The sequence below is a fragment of the Algimonas arctica genome, assembly GCF_014652695.1.
Lineage (GTDB): Bacteria > Pseudomonadota > Alphaproteobacteria > Caulobacterales > Maricaulaceae > Litorimonas > Litorimonas arctica.
In genome coordinates this window covers 74,431-92,993 of sequence record NZ_BMZH01000006.1, presented here as the reverse complement: position 1 = coordinate 92,993, position 18,563 = coordinate 74,431, and the positions used below count along the sequence as shown (strand labels likewise).

General features: G+C 56.4%; 13 protein-coding genes. 3 read left to right on the top strand and 10 right to left on the bottom strand.

All coding sequences use genetic code 11. The features are described from left to right. Position 1: 1 nt before the first annotated feature. The 6 genes from IE105_RS08770 to IE105_RS08745 form a co-directional block, all read right to left on the bottom strand. Positions 2-988 (bottom strand): TraB/GumN family protein, encoded by a 987-nt coding sequence (locus IE105_RS08770; protein WP_189497539.1) that lies wholly within the window; start codon positions 986-988, stop codon positions 2-4. A gap of 32 nt (positions 989-1,020) precedes the next feature. Further along, the gene (locus tag IE105_RS08765; RefSeq protein WP_189497536.1) at positions 1,021-1,995 is read right to left on the bottom strand and encodes a HupE/UreJ family protein; all 975 of its coding nucleotides are present in this window, start codon (positions 1,993-1,995) and stop codon (positions 1,021-1,023) included. Next, a complete protein-coding gene (locus tag IE105_RS08760) occupies positions 1,992-2,795 on the bottom strand; it encodes a peptidylprolyl isomerase (RefSeq protein ID WP_189497533.1) in 804 nt (267 codons plus the stop codon). The genes IE105_RS08765 and IE105_RS08760 overlap by 4 nt, the downstream gene beginning before the upstream one ends. Before the next feature lie 93 nt (positions 2,796-2,888). Continuing rightward, positions 2,889-4,817, bottom strand: coding sequence for a DUF3604 domain-containing protein (locus tag IE105_RS08755; protein WP_189497530.1), 1,929 nt, complete (start codon positions 4,815-4,817; stop codon positions 2,889-2,891). Between the two features lie 222 nt (positions 4,818-5,039). Beyond that, the gene (locus tag IE105_RS08750; protein WP_189497527.1) at positions 5,040-8,189 is read right to left on the bottom strand and encodes an efflux RND transporter permease subunit; all 3,150 of its coding nucleotides are present in this window, start codon (positions 8,187-8,189) and stop codon (positions 5,040-5,042) included. A 4-nt stretch (positions 8,190-8,193) separates the two neighbouring features. Next, entirely contained in the window at positions 8,194-9,471 is a 1,278-nt protein-coding gene (locus tag IE105_RS08745; RefSeq protein WP_189497525.1) for an efflux RND transporter periplasmic adaptor subunit, read from the bottom strand. A gap of 250 nt (positions 9,472-9,721) precedes the next feature. Here IE105_RS08745 and IE105_RS08740 point away from each other — a divergent pair, with 250 nt between their 5' ends. Next, the gene (locus tag IE105_RS08740) at positions 9,722-10,720 is read left to right on the top strand and encodes a hypothetical protein (RefSeq protein ID WP_189497522.1); all 999 of its coding nucleotides are present in this window, start codon (positions 9,722-9,724) and stop codon (positions 10,718-10,720) included. Positions 10,721-10,761: 41 nt separating this feature from the next. Here the strand turns inward: IE105_RS08740 and acs are convergent, their stop codons facing one another. From acs to IE105_RS08725, 3 genes are all read right to left on the bottom strand, one after another. Further along, positions 10,762-12,708 (bottom strand): acetate--CoA ligase, encoded by a 1,947-nt coding sequence (gene acs, locus IE105_RS08735; RefSeq protein WP_189497520.1) that lies wholly within the window; start codon positions 12,706-12,708, stop codon positions 10,762-10,764. Positions 12,709-12,755: 47 nt separating this feature from the next. After that, entirely contained in the window at positions 12,756-14,030 is a 1,275-nt protein-coding gene (locus tag IE105_RS08730; protein ID WP_189497517.1) for a cytochrome P450, read from the bottom strand. Positions 14,031-14,211: 181 nt separating this feature from the next. Beyond that, positions 14,212-14,898, bottom strand: coding sequence for an aquaporin (locus tag IE105_RS08725; protein WP_189497515.1), 687 nt, complete (start codon positions 14,896-14,898; stop codon positions 14,212-14,214). 152 nt (positions 14,899-15,050) lie between these two features. Here IE105_RS08725 and IE105_RS08720 point away from each other — a divergent pair, with 152 nt between their 5' ends. Together IE105_RS08720 and IE105_RS08715 are read left to right on the top strand one after the other, a co-directional pair. Then, complete coding sequence (locus IE105_RS08720; RefSeq protein ID WP_189497512.1) at positions 15,051-15,860, top strand: enoyl-CoA hydratase-related protein; 810 nt, start codon at positions 15,051-15,053, stop codon at positions 15,858-15,860. A 181-nt stretch (positions 15,861-16,041) separates the two neighbouring features. Next, entirely contained in the window at positions 16,042-16,959 is a 918-nt protein-coding gene (locus tag IE105_RS08715) for an Hsp33 family molecular chaperone HslO (protein WP_189497510.1), read from the top strand. Between the two features lie 107 nt (positions 16,960-17,066). On the opposite strand, the gene IE105_RS08710 is transcribed toward IE105_RS08715, so the two are convergent. Then, on the bottom strand, positions 17,067-18,530 hold the full coding sequence (locus IE105_RS08710; protein WP_189497507.1) for a TrkH family potassium uptake protein: 1,464 nt from the start codon (positions 18,528-18,530) through the stop codon (positions 17,067-17,069). Positions 18,531-18,563: the final 33 nt, after the last annotated feature.

The following is an 18,563-nucleotide window of genomic DNA, read 5'->3' as shown; positions in this document are numbered from 1 at the left end:
TCTATTCCGCGCCAGACGGTACGTCCGGCAACTCAAGGCGGGCGGGTTTAATCACATCTTCGCCCAGAAACGCGAGATAGCGCGCGACGTCATAGTCGCGCGCTTCCAAGGCATCGATCAAGCTTCCCTCGCCGAGAAAATGCGCCGTGCCAATGGCGACAAACCCTGTCCCTGAGCCTTGCATGAAACGCTCCAGCCGATCCGCCCAAACGTCGTTTCTGTCGAGCAACACGGCCTTCACATAGCCGTCCGGCGCGCCCTCTAAGGGCGCAACTAACGCGGCTTCTAACGCCTCGACATCCCCGATAGCCCAATCGCGCGCGATCGCGGCCAACATGTCATCCATCTCGTCGAACCGCTCCATTGTTTCCGTCAGGAGTTCGAGCTGAACAGCCTCCGGCAGCTCCGCAATCTGGCGGACTTGATCTTCAGGAGTCTCAAAATAAATGACATTTTTGCCCGCCCGCGCGGCGCGGGATTTAAGCGCTTCATCCGGAGATATATCTGCGCTGAGGCCCGCCGCATTGGCCGCCGAGAGGGTCAGGAATTCACTAGCGAGCCACGGCTGCATTGAATCCAGCGCGGCGAGGTCGAGCTGGCCATTATTGGCGACGGCTTCGAGCAGTTTGCTTTGATAATTATCGAGCGTTTCGGTCAGGCGTCGTCCATCGCGGCGAAGGCCAATCTGTGTCGCCAAAGCTTGAGCACGCAAGCCCGCCGCGCCCGTATGATCCGTCTCGAAAAAGACGGTTCCGCTCTGGGCAAACACATCGCGCATGTCGTCACGCTGCCAGTTCAAGCCCGTCGGGAGTAAATGTACTGTGCCAAATAAATAGAGCGTACTGTCTTCGTCGCGTACACGCCAAATGGCCGGCGCGTCATTGCGCGCACGCGCGTCCTCGACCTTTCGAGCGGCCCCGTTTGAGACAGGGACCTGATCACAGGCAACAAGGACAAGAGCCAAAAGGGCGGCGGACAAAGCTTTCATGCGCGGCTGCTAACCTGTCTAACGCGACGCCGTCAAACGACATACCCCGCTAGCCGCTCAATAAGCCAGTAAGCGGCGATACTCCCAATGGCATAGGTCGCCAGCGTCGCCGTCGGACGGGTCAGTTTCGGGGCCAGTCGATAGCCAAGATAGCCAACCGCCAAGGCCACTGCGATAATGGCAAATTGCCCGGCTTCCACGCCAAGGTTAAACAAAATCAGCGCAAAGAGTTCTTGTCCATTGGGCAGGCCCAAATCCGCGAGCGCGCCCGCGAAACCAAGCCCGTGAATAAGGCCGATTCCAAAACTCACCAGATAGGGGCGCGTGGCCGTCAGTCCGACTTGCCCGCGCCATTTACGGATGATCTCAACGGCCAAAAGGAGGATCGAGGCGGCAATCAGGATTTCAACCGGGCGCGACGGGAGGCTGAAGAGTCCGAACGCCGCCACAGCCAGTGTCAAACTATGCGCGAGCGTGAAACTAGTCGCGACTCCGAGCACTTGTTTACGCGACACCAAGAGGCACAGCCCCAAAACAAACAGCAAGTGATCCCATCCCATCACAATATGCAGGATGCCTTCGCCAAAATAGGCGTTGGCTGCGGGCGGGGTCTCGACGGTTAAGTCCATGACGGGATTAGACGGTTTGACGAGCGCCGACCGTGTCGAGCCGTCCGCCTCATTAATGCGCACAAATACATCCGTCAGCGTACGCTCCAGACCCTCAATTCTTATTTCGCCAGCATTCAACGCGCAATTCAGGGTGAACCGTTCGATGACTGTTCCCTCGTCCAATTTGATCGTTGGCGGCGTGGCGTCGCATCCTTCAGGAAAGATGGGCGTGAGTTTCAAGCGTCGGCCATTATTCACCGGCTGCTTCCACGTCACCGCATAGCCGTCCGCCACACCGTCGAGCGACAGCAAAGCCGGTCGCACTTCATGCGCGAAAGCCGACCCCGCGCAGAGCCAAATTAGGCCGCTGACGATGAGTGCCAGTAGGGCCCTCATTCTTCGACAATCACATCATATTTCGCCACGCGGTCACGCACCATTTGGAGCGCGCGGGCCCGACGGGCGTCCTCCATCCAATCGGACAGAACAGAGTCTCGAACATCCGCAAAACCGGGTTCGATCATCGGATCGACATCGATAACGCGCAGACGATGAATGCCAAACGGGCTACGGACGGGATCAGACCAGAGATCAGCGTCGGTTGCAAATGCGGCGGACGCAAACGCCCCGCCATAATCCTGCTGTACTTTGATACGGTCCACAGGCCCCAACTGCCGCGCGATAATAAACGGATCCCCCACGCGCGACCAGTCAGATAAGTCCGCCGCAGCGGCGTCCGCTTTGGCGTCATCGCGACGGTCATCGGAAAAGAAGACATGCTGGATAGTTCGACGCTCAGGCTGAACATAGTCGGCTTGACGGTCAGCATACCATGCTTGCAATTCCGCCTCTGACGGCGCGGGAATAATCCCGGCATCGGTCAGCAGCCGCATTTTTTGGGCCAATCGACGACGCACAACCGTGTCGTCTTGATCCAGACCGAGCGCCTGCGCATCCCGGGCAAGGACTTCCTCCTCGACATAGGCGACAATAATACCCTGCAACTCGGCGTCGCTGGGCGCACGGCCGTTTTCGATGGTGAAGAGATCAGACTGGCGCGCGATCTCCCTCGTATCGACCACGAGTTGTCGATCCGCACGTGTGACGAAATGCGACCATACTGCGTGAGCGGCAAATAAGGCCGCGCCAAACAATAAAAAATGGATCAACGGATCACGAAGGATTTTTCGGCTCAAAACAATATTTCCTGCATATAAAGCCTTCTCACTTTAGCGAGAAAGACGGCACTGCGAAAGCACGCCCCGGCCCGCGAGACCGGGGATAAACCTTTATTTCGCGCTATACCAAATTGGCGAGCTATAGGCCCGTTCCTGCACAGTCGCCGGACGGTCCGGATGACGGTCTACGCCCGCTTGATTGGCCTGCCACGTTGACCAACGACAGGTGGGGTTTTCGAGCACGCGCACGTAATAAGCGGCGTTCATCGCGGCATCAAACTCTGGATCGGTCCAGACGGTTTTAATCTCGCCCGCGCCAACGTCAGCAGAATGCTCACACGTGTCCAGATTGACGCTCGCGCCATTATCCGGGCATCGGCCCTCAACGGGGGATAGTCCGTCTGAGCACGCCACGTCCCACAGACGCTCTTGCGCTGCGCCGTCATGCCAAACCTTTATGACCTGAACCCGCTGTAAATTGGCGCCGCGCGGGTCTTTGGCCGCATGGATCAGCAGTTGCGTTGTTCCGTCTGAGGCGCTTTCCCCGCCGCCTAATTCGCCGCCCATCGGCACGCCGCGCGCATAGGCTTGTGTCGTCATATCTGCGGCGCTCAGCATCGCGTCATCAAAGTCCGTGCCACCAAAGACCCGCAAGCGAATGCGCGGACCAGACGTGGCATAGGTTTCGCGGCGGCGCATGGCATCGAAGATCGCTTCGCGCGTATTTTCTTCGGCCCATACGGCGGCTAAGCCCGATGCAGCCCAGCGGGAAAACCAATATTCTGCATTCGCGTCACGCTCGACGCCGTCCCAGCTCGGTCCGCCACCGGGCGGCACTGCGCCGCGGTCTTCGGCTGAGGCATCGACAATACCGACTTTGGACCAGTAATCTGACTCCGCAAACGCGCCGCCCGCAACATGGGAATCAGACGCGCCGATCATACCAAACTTAAACGGGTTTACGCCGAGTTTCGCTTCTATGCCCAGCCCGTTGGCCAGCGCTTCTCGTACATAGCTGCCTTTGACTTCACCTTTTTGATAAACACTGAGCAAGCTCTCATAAATTTCAAAACTGGCAAATTCATCATTGGGCGAAAGCATGGGATGGGTTTCCGATGTGCCTTTGACTTGTGTCACCTCAACAACAGGTTCGTTGCGCAGACGTTGCTGCGCCGCCGCGGGCGTCAGCGGTGATCCGTCATAGGCATCCATTGCAAACATACGCCCGTCAGACACATTGGAATTATGCGGGATCGCCAATGAATCGTGCCCCTCGGCACGCTGCGTATCCATCCAGTCCCAAAGCTCTTCGGGGTTTGGACTATCGAGCACAGAGAAAAGCCGATTTGGGGCCGTGTTTTCAAACAACACGTTACGGTGCAAATTACCGCCGCCAAACGTATCGCCAAACTCAGACCGTGTCGTCACAGCCGTGTATTCATAGCCTGCGAACGTCGTCAGCACACCGGGTTCATAATGTTTATCCGCCGTCGAAATGACCCGGGCCCAGGTATTATCAATCACATCGCGATCATAGATTTCGTCATAGGGCGTCCCGGACCGTACAGACGCGCCGATCTTTTGAAACGCATTGATGATGGTCTGGGAGTCTGTGCCGAATAAGCCCTGTGCGATGTCTAGTTCGGACAGAGGGTTTTCAGGGTCATTCAACGCCGGGAGCACGCCGAGATAGGCCCCATGATCAGTCGCCGCTGCAAAGTCGAGTGGCGGGCCATCCAAGCGCATTTCAAACCCGCCCGGATGGGTTAGAGGCTTGCCCTTGGCAAAATCATAGACGTCATCCAGCGTCGCGCGGACATTGAAGATATAAGCATCAAAACTGTTCTTCGTATGAACGTGCGTTTCGCCAAAATAGACATTGCGGGTCGGGTTCGGCGCCGCACGATCGGCCGAGGCCGCCTTCACAACGGGGGCCTCCGTTTTCGTGTCTGTCTCCGGTGCAACGGTGTCAGGCGAACAGCCCGTGAGTGTAACCGCGCCCAGCGCAATCAAGGTCGTTCCCAGCAAAAATCGTTTCATGCAATTCCCCTTGGCCTTTTTGAGGCCGCATAGCCCGTTTTCGGGTCTATTCGGATTCCCTAAACAGCGCACACGCCCTGTAAAGTGGCGAGACGGGTTTATCAGACTGTTGCTAAGGAATTCGCCCGGAATTTAGCCCTGACCGAGACCCAGTTATCGACACAAAAAACGCCGCCCATCCATGAGGAGGGCGGCGCTTTGTTTGAGTCCTAAGATCATCGCCTATTCAGCGGGCACGATTCCTACATCCCGGTTAAGCGGGGCGGAAAATTTCTCCTGCTCGCGACCTTTGAGCATATAGATGAAGTAGCGGCGGATGTCCGCGCCAATGCCGTAGAGCGCCGGCACGAAGAACAACGTCACGAACAAAGCGAAGAAGACACCGAACGCGAGGCTAATGCCGATCGGGATCAACCATTGTGCTTGCAAGGATTTCTCCATCAACAGCGGCAACAAGCCGACAAAGGTCGTCAGGGACGTTAGCAGGATCGGCCGGAAGCGACGCACGCCAGCCTCGACTAATGCTTCTGCCCCGCTCATGGCCCCCCCCGGTCTTTTTGGGTCGCGGAGTTTATGCACGTAATCAAGCAGCACGAGGTTATCGTTCACCGCCACACCGGCCGCCGCGAACATCCCGAGCATCGAGAGCAGCGACATGGTGTAGCCCATGACAAGGTGGCCCATAATCATCCCGCAATAGCAGAACGGGATCGCCGCCAGCAGGATCAAAATCGGCTCGGCATAAGAGCGGAACGACACGGCAACGAGGAAGTAAGCCGTCCCAATCGCGATCATGAACAGGATCAAAAGCTCCTGCTGCATTTCCGCTTCGCCTTGGGCGCGACCAATATTTCCACGAGTCACAGTCGGGTGATCCTGCTCGAACGTGTCGAAGAACTCATCATCCAATGCGGTCCGGATTTCGTCGATCCGCTCTTCTTCGACTTCGGCGGAAATGACGACAGCGCGTTGACGTTCGCGGCGTAAAATCCGGTTTGTGCCGGGTTCGAACCGCAATTGCGCGACCGATTGCAAAGGCACTTCACGGCCATCCGCAGCCCGGATCCGCACACCATTGAGGAAATCGAGCGATTCCCGGTCTGAGCGAGGATAGCGGACATAGACCCGCACATCTTCGCCGTCGCGCGGCAAGCGCTGGACTTCTTCACCGAAGAACCCCTGACGGATTTGACGCGAAACATCCGCCGTCGTGATGCCCAAAGCTTCCGCACCGGGGCGGAGGTCAAATTGCACCTCCTCGGTCGCGCTCTGCATATCATTGACGACATTATAAACGCCGTCATAGCTACGCAATTGCGCCATCAGATCGTCCGCCGCCGCATTGAGATCCTCAAACGACTTGGCATTCAGGACATATTGGATCGCAGGGCCGTTATTATCGTCGCCATAGTTCACCGAAATTGTTTCGGCGTCCGGCACCTCCCCGATCAACTCACGAAGACGGTCTGCGGCCTCACTGATTTTCAGGGCCCGGGATTCCGGCGGGACGAGTTTGACGAGGGCGAGCACATTGTTATCGCGAGATCGCGTGTACCAGTTCTCGATCAACTCCCCATCTGTGGCCGCAATCTCTTCTTGCAGCGCATGCTCCGCGTCTTGAATTTGCGCCAAGACTTCGAGTGTGCGCGAATAAGGCGTCCCCTCGGGCAATTCGACTGAGATGTCGATTTGATCGGATTCGCCCTGTGGGAAGAATACGGATTTCACCAATCCGTTGGACACAAGCCCTACGCAGAGGATCATGATCCCGACAAAGATTGACGCTGTCAGATAGCGCCGACGCAGCGCCGCCGTCATCACCGGACGATAAATCCGTTCCGCCACAAACGTCAGACTATTGGCGATTTTGGCTTGCACTTTTGTGATCGGATTTTTCGGATCCACAGGCTTTAGATGCGCCAAGTGAGCCGGAAGGATTAACAGTGATTCGACCAAAGAGAAGAACAAGGCGAGGATCACCACCAACGAAATCGCGCGAGTAAATTCGCTCGTCCCGCCGGAGAGATACATCCAAGGCGCAAAGAAAATCATCGTCGTCAGCACGGCGAAGATGACCGGTTTAATGACCATATTCGTGCCGTTCACGGCGGCGTCTAGGCCCGTCTCACCCTCTTCCGTTTTGAAATGGATCGCCTCGCCGACAATGATCGCATCATCGACGATGACCCCGATCACCAATAGGAAGGCGAAGGTCGAGATCATGTTCAACGACACGTCGAACAAGGGTAACAGTGCCAACCCGCCCAGAAACGCGGTCGCAATACCCGCCGACACCCAGAGCGCAATTTTGGGGCGCAAGAACAACATCAGCGTCAAGCACACCAGCAACAGACCCGTTAGGAAGTTATAGGCAATGGAGTTGATCCGACCGGAATAGTCTTCCGCCGCATCGTTCCAGACCGTTATGGCCATACCCGGCGGTAAGTCAGCGGACATTTTGTCGACATAGTCGTTCACATTTTTGGACATCTTGAGAATATCCATGCTCGGACCGCTCATGACCTGAACAAGAATGGTTCGCTCGCCATTGACGGTGGCCAGCAAGTTCACCTCTTCAAACCCATCAATAACGGTCGCGACATCCCGCACGCGGATGACGGCCCCGCCCGGCTCTTGCCGGATGATGATATTCTCGAAATCCTCTTGGCTGTCCGCTTGATTACGCGTGCGGAGTTGGACGGACCCGACTTCGGTCCGGACGCGCCCCGACGAACTATTGACGGACGTCCCGCGCACGGCGGCGGCGACATCGCTAAAGGTCAGACTATATTTACGCAGCGCATCTTCGGACACTTCGATTGAGACTTCTTCGCTTCGCACGCCAAACAGATCAACGGACGGCACAAACCCAAGCAAGCCCACATCGCGGCGCGTTTGTTCGGCAAAGCGTTTGAGGTCACGCTCGGACACAGTGTCATCGCCTGTGACGGCCAAGCGGATCATTTCATCCTGATTTCTAAAAATATTGACTTGCGGCTCTTCGGCGGCCGGTGGGAAATTATTGATCCCGTCGATGGCGCGCGTGACGTCCGCCATCAAAGTGGCTTCATCCACGCCATTTTGACCCACAACGGTGACGGATCCGCCGCCTTCGCCCGCGAAAGCCCACATACGGTTGATCCCATCGACTTGGGACAGCGCTTCTTCCATGCGCACCACAATCTGTTCTTCTACGTCTTGCGGTGACGCACCGGGCCACGCAACGAACGTGTTCGCGCCAGGGAAGGTCACATAAGGTTCAAGCTCGCGCTCAATGGTGAAAAAGCTGACCATTCCGCCAATCAGGCAGATGATCATGAGAAGGTTTGCAGCGACCGGGTTAGAGGCCCACCAGCGAATGATACCGTTCATGGTCTTATGCCCCCTCTGTCGTCGGGCTCGATTTTGGCGCGTTCGGATCGACAACTTCGATCTTCATGCCTTCAGCAGCACCACGAATAGGGGACGTGACCACCGCGTCGCCCGCGGTGATGCCACCACGAAGAACCGCTTTCGTGCGGTCCGACGATTGCACCTCAACCGTCCGAATGCTGAGCGTGCCGTCATTATTGGCGACGTAAACATCCGATGTCCCGCGCAGAGCGGCCCGCGGAATCGTGAGCACATTATTGATCACAGGGCCGTTAATTTCGGCATCGACGTAAAGGCCCGGGGCCAAGGGTGGATGACCTTTCGAGATATCAGCAAACGGATTACGGACTTCGGCATAAACATGCAGAACGCGCGACTGGCTATCAAACCGTCCATCGGTGCGCGTGATGTATCCAGTCCATTCGGACTCAGATCCAATCGACGTCAATGTCAGGCGCACGGGAACACCCGCGTCTCCCTTGGCTTCGTAGCCTAAGAACAAGCCCGCTTCGCGCAAATCCGTCTGTGTCATTGGCAAACGTACATCCATAATATCGGTCGCGTAAATGCGGCCCAGACGGCTATTCGTGCCGACAAATTCGCCTTCGTCGACAAGTCGTTCTGTGACGCGCCCATCAAATGGAGCCCGAATTTCCGTGCGGGAGAGTTGCAGCTCGGCTTCGGCCAATTGGGCCTTCGCTGATTCTAATTGAGCCGCGGCTTCCGCCATTTGGGGTTCGCGCAAAGTCAGGGGCGTCGGCGTGCCGCCTGACCCTAAATCTTCCCAATCTATCCGCGCTAAATCCGATTCGGATTGTTCGCGGGCGATGACAGTTTGGGCTTGCGAAACATTGGCGCGCGCTTGCGTCACGCGTAACTTATACTCGGCTGGATCGATCCGAACTAACAAATCGCCGCGCGTGAACCGTCCGCCCTGAATATAATCTGGCGACATATAGGTAATCCGTCCGCCGACTTGACTGACAATATTAATTTCCGTGCGTGGTTGCACTTCGCCTTGCGCCTTAACCGTCATCATGACCGAGTCTGATTTGGCCAACGCGGTGAGTACCGGTAGCGCCTTAATCGGCGTATCGGTCTCTTCAGGTTCAGGAGAAAAGGCGCTCATCGCGATCGTCCCGCCCACAGCCGTCCCCAGCACCACGATGGGCAGCCCAAAGGTCAACAGCCTGAGAATCATCAGCTTTCGCGGTTTTTTCCGCGGCGGAACACCGCCTATATTTGCGTTGGAATCGGGATTCCGGGCGTCGAAATCGTCCATTTGTCTCTCCTTTCCCGGTTGGCACACCAGGTCTTAGGAGCAGGCTTAGCAAGTTTCATATCGTTTTTCAATAATGTTTTATCGAAAAACGTGTGTGCTAGTTTTGATGAACGTTTATGTCCGTTACGCCAAACAATCCCCGCTTTTTTGTCAAAATGAAAGCCTATAACCAGAAAGCGGCATACGCCGCCTCACAACTGTTTTGACAGGCCGCGATAGTTTCGACACATTGCTCTTGATCGGAAATAATATGAAATTTGTCGCACAGCTCTCCGCCATTTCACTCTTTATCGCGCTGACCGCCTGCAACCCCGCCGCACCCGAATCGGAGCGTGATATTTCTATCAAGGATGTGACCAACCCAACTGTTGATATTATAGAAACGGGTGGCGACCGTGACAGCCACGGCTGCATCCCCTCTGCGGGCTACACATGGTCGGAAGCTCTCGAGGAATGTGTTCGTCTCTTCGAAGTCGGAATCCCACTCGAAAATATGCAGGATTTGGAGAGCCCATCCATCGCCTATCTTATTGTGGGCTCATCCGATCAGATTGAATTATTCAGGCCCAATGGTGACACCGTACAACTCTTCAAAAGCGAGGCTGATGTCTGGCAAGACACAGATAAGATTTATACGGTAAAGTTGAACACACCGGCACAATATACCGTCTTTAAAGACGGACGAACGTTATTCTTCGAAGACCGATACGTTCCCAACCCGCTAAATGCCGGAGAATATGAAGACCTTGGCGACGCCGATCCGGATGACATTTTAACGGAGACCGGGATTTTGACCGCTGTCGAGGATGGGCCCTATCCGTTTTATTCCATCACCCTAGAATTTCCCAAACGTGAAATGCGCGCGAGTTTCACGCTAAATGTTGAAGCGGTGGCCGTCGACACCAATGCGCTTTACACGCATTTGAACGAAACAATTTCGGTCAACTATACTAGCGACTTGGTCTTAAACATTGTCGAAGTAGAGCTGGAGTCCGGCTTTCTATATGGCACAGAAAACCGTGAAGAGCTTCGGGACTACAAATCCGCGAGCGGTATTATGCAAGAGGCCTCCGTCACTATGGGTGACCTGCCCGGAACATTTTACCTAGAAGACGCAGAAGATAACCGCACCTATTTCGAAGAATTTGTTACAGATGAACTGGTCGCTGGAAACGGCCGACAGGTCACCGTCTACTATGACGAGAGAGCCATGAATAATATCACGAGCCTAGATCTGGGTGAAAAATAAAACGCTACTGACGCCGTCCCGCCCTGAATCAATCGACGCGCCTAGAGGATCGCACGCCCGTCAATTAACGCTTCGACAACGCTCGGGTCCGCGAGCGTGCTGGTATCACCGAGATTGCCATACTCATTCGCGGCGATCTTACGCAGGATGCGACGCATAATTTTTCCGGACCGCGTTTTCGGCAGCCCAGACGAAAACTGGATCATATCCGGGCTTGCAATCGGTCCGATTTCTTTGCGCACATGTTTGACGAGATCACGACGGAGCTCATCCGTGGCGTCCACGCCTGCGATGATGGTGACATAGGCGTAGATACCCTGCCCCTTTATGTCGTGCGGAAATCCGACGACGGCGCTCTCGGCCACGGCGGGATGACTGCCAAGCGCGCTTTCCACTTCGGCCGTGCCCATCCGGTGCCCCGAGACATTGATGACATCGTCAACACGGCCCGTGATCCAAATCGTACCGTCCGCGTCGCGGCGCGCCCCGTCGCCAGTGAAATAATTGCCGGGATAGGTCGAGAAATAGGTCTGCTCAAAGCGGGCATGGTCGCCGTAAACCGTGCGCATCTGACCCGGCCAACTGGTCTTGAGAATGAGATTGCCCTCAGCGGTGCCGTGCAGGGTTTGACCCTCCGCATCGACAAGCGCAGGCTCAACACCAAACATTGGGAACGTTCCGGCCCCCGGTTTCATATCGACAGTTCCCGGCAACGGCACGATCATCGCGCCGCCAGTTTCCGTTTGCCACCATGTATCAATAATCGGGCAGCGCGTTTCGCCGATGACGTTGAAATACCAATCCCACGCTTCAGGGTTTATCGGCTCTCCAACTGTGCCCAGCAGGCGCAGGCTTTTACGCGAGGTCGCGGTAACAGGCCCGTCCCCTTCGCGCATCAATGCGCGAATGGCCGTTGGCGCGGTATAAAACAAGGAGACCTGATGATCGTCGCAAACTTGCCAAAAGCGTGAGGCATCCGGGTAGGTCGGCACCCCTTCGAACATCACTGTCGTCGTCCCGTTCGCGAGTGGACCATAGACGATATACGTATGCCCCGTGACCCAACCGACATCGGCCGCACACCAATAGACATCATCCTCTTTCAGATCGAATACATAGTCATGCGTCATCGCCGCCCAGACGAGATAGCCGCCGCACGTGTGCAGCACGCCCTTAGGCTGTCCGGTTGAGCCGGACGTATAGAGGATAAACAGCGGGTCTTCCGCGCTCATGGGCTCTGGATCGCAATCGTCAACAACGGTCTTCGTCGCCTCGTGCAGCCAGATATCGCGACCCGTTTGCCACGCGATCGTCGCGCCCGTGCGCTGGACGACAAGCTGCGTCTTGACCGTCACACCGGCTTTGGCGGCGATTTCACACGCCGCGTCAGCATTGACCTTGAGCGGAACTTTGCGCCCGCCGCGCACACCTTCGTCGGCTGTAATGACGAGCGTACTGTCACAATCGACAATTCGTCCAGCCAGCGCGTCCGGCGAGAAACCGCCAAAGACAACGGAATGCACAGCCCCGATGCGCGCACAGGCGAGCATGGCAAAGGCGGCTTCCGGGATCATCGGCATATAGATCGTAATCCGGTCGCCTTTTTTGGCCCCACGGTCCCGCAACACATTGGCAAAGCGACACACTTCACGGTGTAATTCGGTATAGGTGTAGGTCGTGCTGTCGCCCGGCTCGTCGCCTTCGAAAATGATCGCGACCTTATCACCCCGCGCGTCCAGATGACGATCGAGGCAGCTTTCGGTGACGTTGAGCACGCCGTCCTTATACCATTCGATTTTAACCGGACTGTCGAATGACCAACTCCCGACATGGGTCGGGGCCGTCATCCATTGCACCCGTTTCGCTTGCTCAGCGAAAAACCCGTCTCGATCTGAGATCGACCGATCATAGAGCGTTTTATAGTCAGCCGGCGTGAGATTGGCCTTGGCAGCGAACGCAGCAGGTACGGGATAGGAGGTATCAGTCATAGGCGAAGTTTAACCAGCCCGTTTGGCATTGCAAAGATAAACCCTATTCATGCCGCTGACTTCGCGTGCACCCGCGTCATCACCTCATCATAGCCCATGACGAAATTACTGGCGACACGTTTGGGGTCGCGCGTGACCTCAACCCGGTCGAAACGTTTTAGCACTTCTTCCCACAAAATCCGCAGCTGCATTTCACCAATACGGTTGCCCATGCAGCGGTGGATACCAAAGCCAAAGCTCATATGACGGCGCGCTTCCGGGCGGTCGATCCGGTAAGCATCTGGGTCGCCCCAAAACGCATCATCGCGATTACCGGAGACATACCACATCACGACGCGGTCGCCTTTGCGGATATTATGTCCTTTGAAATCGACGTCGCGCGTCGCGGTCCGACGCATATGGCCGAGCGGTGTTTGAAAGCGGATGGTTTCTGCCACCATATTGGGGATGAGGGATGGGTCCGCTTTAAGCTTGGCCCACTCCCCCGGATTACAGTCCATCTGCACCACGCCCGAGCTGATCGAATTGCGCGTCGTGTCATTTCCGCCGACAATCAACAGCATGAGATTGCCGAGGAACTCCAATGGATCTTTCATCATGTCCTTGGTGTGTGGATTATGCGCGAGCAAAGACACGAAATCCATTTGCGGCGGCTTGGCGGATCGCTCGGCCCACAGCGCACCAAAATATTGCAAACATTCCATCAGCTCGGCTTTGCGCGCTTCCTCATCAACATTTTCAACCCCGGCGCCTTCCGCCGTAGTCGTCACGTCCGACCAATGGGTGAGTTTGAGGCGGTCTTCTTGCGGAATATCGAACAGGGTCGCGAGCATCCGCGCCGTCAGTTCACGCGACACCGTATCAACCCAATTGAACTCCCCGTCCGGCAGATTATCGAGAATATCGCAGACATGGGCGCGGATTTGCGGTTCCAAGATCGCGAGTTGCGGACGCTGCACCGCGGGCTGTGCGGCCTTGCGTTGATCATCATGCACGGGCGGATCTTGCGCGATAAACATTGGTGTGACGAAATCTTCCGGCGCGTCACCAATGACGATATTATCCTGACTGGAAAAGTCCGCATGGTTGGTATCGACCGCCATGATGTCGTCATAGGTAGTGATCGACCAATAGGCCCCGTGCATACTGTCCGGACAATAATGGATCGGCGCTTCCTGGCGCAGACGGCGGAAATATTCGCCGTGGGCATTGGCCGCAAAAATGCCCGCCTTCGAGACATCCAACGTCTCAAGCGGAAGAGAATAGGGATCGGGGATAGCCGCCCCGCCTAATGCTGTCCCGCTCGTTGTTGCCTGACCCATTGCGTCTCTCCCCTATATTTTTCCTTACGGTAGGCCGTTTCGAGCGCGCGTCAATTGCGCAGCGTGAATGGCGATTATGCACCGGATTATTGGGGGCTGTGAGATGCGCACAATGTTGGCATCCCATACAAAAAAGCCGCCCCATTCGGAGCGGCTCTACAATTAAGATTGTATCTTCACACTAGGGTCTGTCGCCATCGCGACGTTCCATCAAACCCGCGCGGAAGGCTAAGCCTGCCAATACGGCGCCAATGGCCGGCGCGAGGATGAACAACCAAAGCTGACCCATGCCTGTAAACAAGGCGGGACCAAAACTGCGGGCCGGATTAACCGAGACGCCTGTGACTTGAATGCCGAGCAAATGAATGCCCCATAGCGTCAAACCAATGGCGAGGCCTGCCATAGCGGCGGGCGCTGTCTTTTGCGTCGCTCCGAGAATGACAACAACGAAAATAAACGTGGCAACAACTTCAAATGTGAACGCGGCTGCGAGGCTATATTCGCCGAGATAGCCTGCGCCCCAGCCATTCTGTCCCAGTCCGTCAGTCGCCAGATTATAATTCGCCCGACCACTCGCAATCAGATAAAGGATCGCCGCGCCAATGCTGGCGCCGATAAACTGGGCAATCCAGTGACGCACCATTTCAGCCGCGTCGATACGACCAGAGACATAGATACCGAGCGACACCGCCGGGTTAATATGGCACCCTGATATCGGTCCAATTCCGTAGGCCATCGCGACGATAGCCAGACCGAACGCCGCCGCAATCCCCGCTTGTCCAACTTCTGCGCCTGCCAACACCGCCGTGCCACACCCGATAAGAACCAGCGTCGCCGTGCCGACGAGTTCCGCGATAAATTTTTTCATTATACCCTCCCAGGTTTATTCTGGGCCACTAGCGCCATTGACATGAACGGGAACAAAATTGGCCGCTGACGCAATCAAGAACGTAATAAAGCCTTATCCAACGTGCCGGGTTACAGACATCGCGCTAGAGGGACAAAAAACTGGAGATCAACATGACCGAGACACAAATAGAGAAACGACCCAATGGTGTCGGCACACTGATCCAATATGAACGCGAGGGAAATATCGCGATTGTGACCCTAAACCGTCCTGAAAAACGCAATGCTGTCTCGCCAGAACTGGCCGAAGCCTTGGACTGGGTGGTCAAGGATGTCGAAGCAGATGATGATATCTGGGTCGCAATCCTCACCAGCTCAAACGATAAAACATTCTGCGCGGGCGCGGACCTCAAAGCGATTAGCGAAGGCAAAGGCCACCTCTTATCGACCAAGGACGGGGGGTTTGCGGGCTACGTCTCATCTCCGCGCAAAAAACCTTGGATCGCCGCCGTCAAAGGGAGCGCCCTCGCGGGGGGGATGGAATTGGCTCTCGCGTCCGATATGGTTGTCGCGGATGACGCGGCGCGGTTTGGACTGCCGGAAGTCAAACGCTCCCTCGTCGCGGCCGCGGGTGGCGTTCACCGTCTGGCACGCCGCATTCCGCAAGCCATCGCGATGGAAATGGTTGCCACGGGCGATCCGATTGATGCGAAAACGGCCCTCCAACACGGTCTCGTCAACCGTCTCGTCCCGCTCGACAAAGTCATGGATGAGGCGATGTCACTGGCCAAACAGATTACAGCCAATGCGCCGATTGCCGTGCGCGAATCCCTCGCTGTCACCCGACAAGCGTTCGACGCCACGGACGCTGAATTGATGAATGCAGGGCAACATGCGTTTGGCCGTGTCGCGCAAACCGAAGATATGCGCGAAGGACCGATGGCGTTCTTGCAAAAACGCGCACCGGTTTGGAAAGGTCGGTGAGCGATCTGGCGCAGTCAGAATTTTCGCCCCAAAGTGGACGAAAGTAGCGTCCGGTCGTGAGCAGAAGCGAACAGTGTGTGCGGTGGTGAATGAGTAGGTCAGGCTAACGCCAGGCATCTATAATCTGACACCCTTTTCGACCCCCACTTGACTCTCCCTCAACCACCCCCACATCCGCGCCATGCAAAACAACACACTCAACGAAGTTACCGTCTTTACCGTTGGCGGTACCGAGACAGCCCTTGCCCCCGTGCGCGGGCGTGCGGTGCGTCTTCCAAACGCGCTGCAAACCGCCCTGGCGGACCGTTATCCTGAACCTATCGCGCGCTTGCTCGGGGAAGCCATGATCATCGGCGCGTTAGTCGTGCAATCGCTCAAATTCGATGGCCGGTTGGTCGTCCAATGCCACGGCACGAATGAGGGCGCGGTCAGTCTCTTGATGGCGGACTGCACCACGCAGGGACACATCCGCGGCTATGCCCGCTATGACGAAGACACGTTACAATCGATTTTACTCGATAACCGCAATCCGGGCGCCGATGCGTTGCTCGGTGGCGGGACATTTTCGATGACCATCGACCAAGGATCGGACATGGACCTCTATCAGGGTTTGGCCGCCGTCGAAGGCAAACGTTTGTCCGATTGTGCCGAGCATTTCTTCAAAACGTCCGACCAAATCCCGACCATGATGCGTCTTGCCGTGGGTCAAGACATCGAAGATGGCGGGTCAATCTGGGCCGGAGGCGGCATGATGATCCAACGGATTGCCGAAGATGATGCGCGCGGCGAAACGGGCGATGTTTACCAAACAGCCACCGCGCTCATGAGCACGGTGACAGACGCCGAATTAATCGACCCTGATTTGCCTATGGAAACGCTGCTTTATCGCCTGTTCAATGAAGAGGGCGTGCATGTGCTCGACACATCGTCGGTCAGTGCCGACTGTCGCTGTTCGCGCGAACGACTGCTCAATACATTGGAGAGCTTCGATGCGGCGGCGATTGCCGACATGGCAGATGCTGACGGCAATATCCGCGCGAAATGCGAATTTTGCGATGTCGAATTTGTCTTTCCTGTGAAGGACGTCGAGACCGCTTAACGTCTATTTGGCGGCTCGCCTGCGGCGTGTCCGCTCGAATTCAGAAACCGTTCGCTTGACCTCGCGGCGCGTCGCTATTTTCGCCCCTTTTGGGGCGAAAATTCCAGCTATGCGCGCCAAAATGCCGGCGTCATCACAACCAGCGCAGTGACAATTTCAAGTCGCCCGACAATCATCCCGGTCAGCAGCACCCATTTTGCTGTGCTGGGTAAATCCTGATATGTCCCACTTGGTCCAATAATGTCGCCAAGCCCCGGACCCACATTCGCGACGGCGCTCGCGGCACCGCTCCACGCCGTCACCGGATCCAGGCCCAGTGCGCCCAGAAGGGCCGCCGTGATCGTGACGGTGATAAAAAACAAAAAGAAATAGCCGAGAACCGAATAGACGACCTCGTCCGGGAGAGACCGGCCGCCATAGCGCATTGGCGCAATCGCATGCGGGCGCGGCATCCGGAACAAGTAGGCGCGGAGTGCTTCCATCGCAACTTGGTATCGAAATATCTTGATCGAACAGGCCGTCGAACCCGCGCAACCGCCGACAAACATAAAGAAGAAGAACGCCCCGACGGCCAGTGTCCCCCAACCCATATAATCCGCCGTGGCAAAGCCCGTCCCAGTCACAATCGAAATTGTATTGAACGCGGATAAGCGCAACGAGTGGAACAGCCCAAGCTCGCTATCAGGCGCACCGGATGTGATTAAGGCGACGACGATTAGAAGGCTCAAAACGGTTATGACGCTCAGGAAGGCTCGCACCTGCGGGTCTCGAAAAGGCGCGTCCCACTGAGCGCGCGTCACCATCAACATATACATGCCAAAGGGCAACGCACCGAGCAGCATGAAAATCATGCCGACAATATCCGCGCCATTATCCATAAACCCGCCCATCGACGCGTCCGAGGTGGAGTAGCCGCCTGTCGCAATCGTCGTCATGGCATGAGCGACCGCGTCAAACCCGCTCATTCCGGTCCATATGTAGGCGACCGCACAGGCGACCGTCAGACCCAGATAGATCAAGGCAATCGACAGGGCGATGCTTTGTGCGCGGGGCAATATTTTCTCACCAACGTCGGAACTTTCCAGCCGGAACAGCTGCATCCCGCCGACCCCGAGCATGGGCAAGATCGCCATAGCGGTAACAATAATCCCGATCCCACCGATCCATTGCAATATAGCCCGCCAGATCAAGATGCCTTTGGGCATATCGTCCAGACCCGTCAGCACTGTCGCCCCCGTTGTCGTGATTCCTGAGGTAGCTTCAAACAAAGCATCCGTAAAACTCAGCCGGACCGGATCGAGCAAGAACGGCAGGGACGCGAGGACAGCCAGAACGATCCAAGAGAACACGGTCAACACGAACGCGCCGCGCGCGCGAATATCCGGCTTGGGACTATAGGTCGCTGTCGCCAACGCGCCACCAATCAAGGTGACGACGACCCCGGATATGGCAAAGGCTTGCCAAGACTCATCTTGATAGACCAAATCCACAACCATGGGCACAAACATCAATAGCCCCATGGCGGACGCCATGAGGCCAATGACAAACAGGACGGAGCGGAGGTCCGGCATGGGGCGCTTATCGGGGCCAAGACCCTCGCTGGC

Bases quoted from the DNA above. Each gene is read 5' to 3' on its own strand.
- IE105_RS08770 (WP_189497539.1), bottom strand. From the start codon at position 988: ATGAAAGCTTTGTCCGCCGCCCTTTTGGCTCTTGTCCTTGTTGCCTGT.
- IE105_RS08765 (WP_189497536.1), bottom strand. From the start codon at position 1,995: ATGAGGGCCCTACTGGCACTCATCGTCAGCGGCCTAATTTGGCTCTGC.
- IE105_RS08755 (WP_189497530.1), bottom strand. From the start codon at position 4,817: ATGAAACGATTTTTGCTGGGAACGACCTTGATTGCGCTGGGCGCGGTT.
- IE105_RS08750 (WP_189497527.1), bottom strand. From the start codon at position 8,189: ATGAACGGTATCATTCGCTGGTGGGCCTCTAACCCGGTCGCTGCAAAC.
- IE105_RS08745 (WP_189497525.1), bottom strand. From the start codon at position 9,471: ATGGACGATTTCGACGCCCGGAATCCCGATTCCAACGCAAATATAGGC.
- IE105_RS08740 (WP_189497522.1), top strand. From the start codon at position 9,722: ATGAAATTTGTCGCACAGCTCTCCGCCATTTCACTCTTTATCGCGCTG.
- acs (WP_189497520.1), bottom strand. From the start codon at position 12,708: ATGACTGATACCTCCTATCCCGTACCTGCTGCGTTCGCTGCCAAGGCC.
- IE105_RS08730 (WP_189497517.1), bottom strand. From the start codon at position 14,030: ATGGGTCAGGCAACAACGAGCGGGACAGCATTAGGCGGGGCGGCTATC.
- IE105_RS08725 (WP_189497515.1), bottom strand. From the start codon at position 14,898: ATGAAAAAATTTATCGCGGAACTCGTCGGCACGGCGACGCTGGTTCTT.
- IE105_RS08720 (WP_189497512.1), top strand. From the start codon at position 15,051: ATGACCGAGACACAAATAGAGAAACGACCCAATGGTGTCGGCACACTG.
- IE105_RS08715 (WP_189497510.1), top strand. From the start codon at position 16,042: ATGCAAAACAACACACTCAACGAAGTTACCGTCTTTACCGTTGGCGGT.
- IE105_RS08710 (WP_189497507.1), bottom strand. From the start codon at position 18,530: ATGCCGGACCTCCGCTCCGTCCTGTTTGTCATTGGCCTCATGGCGTCC.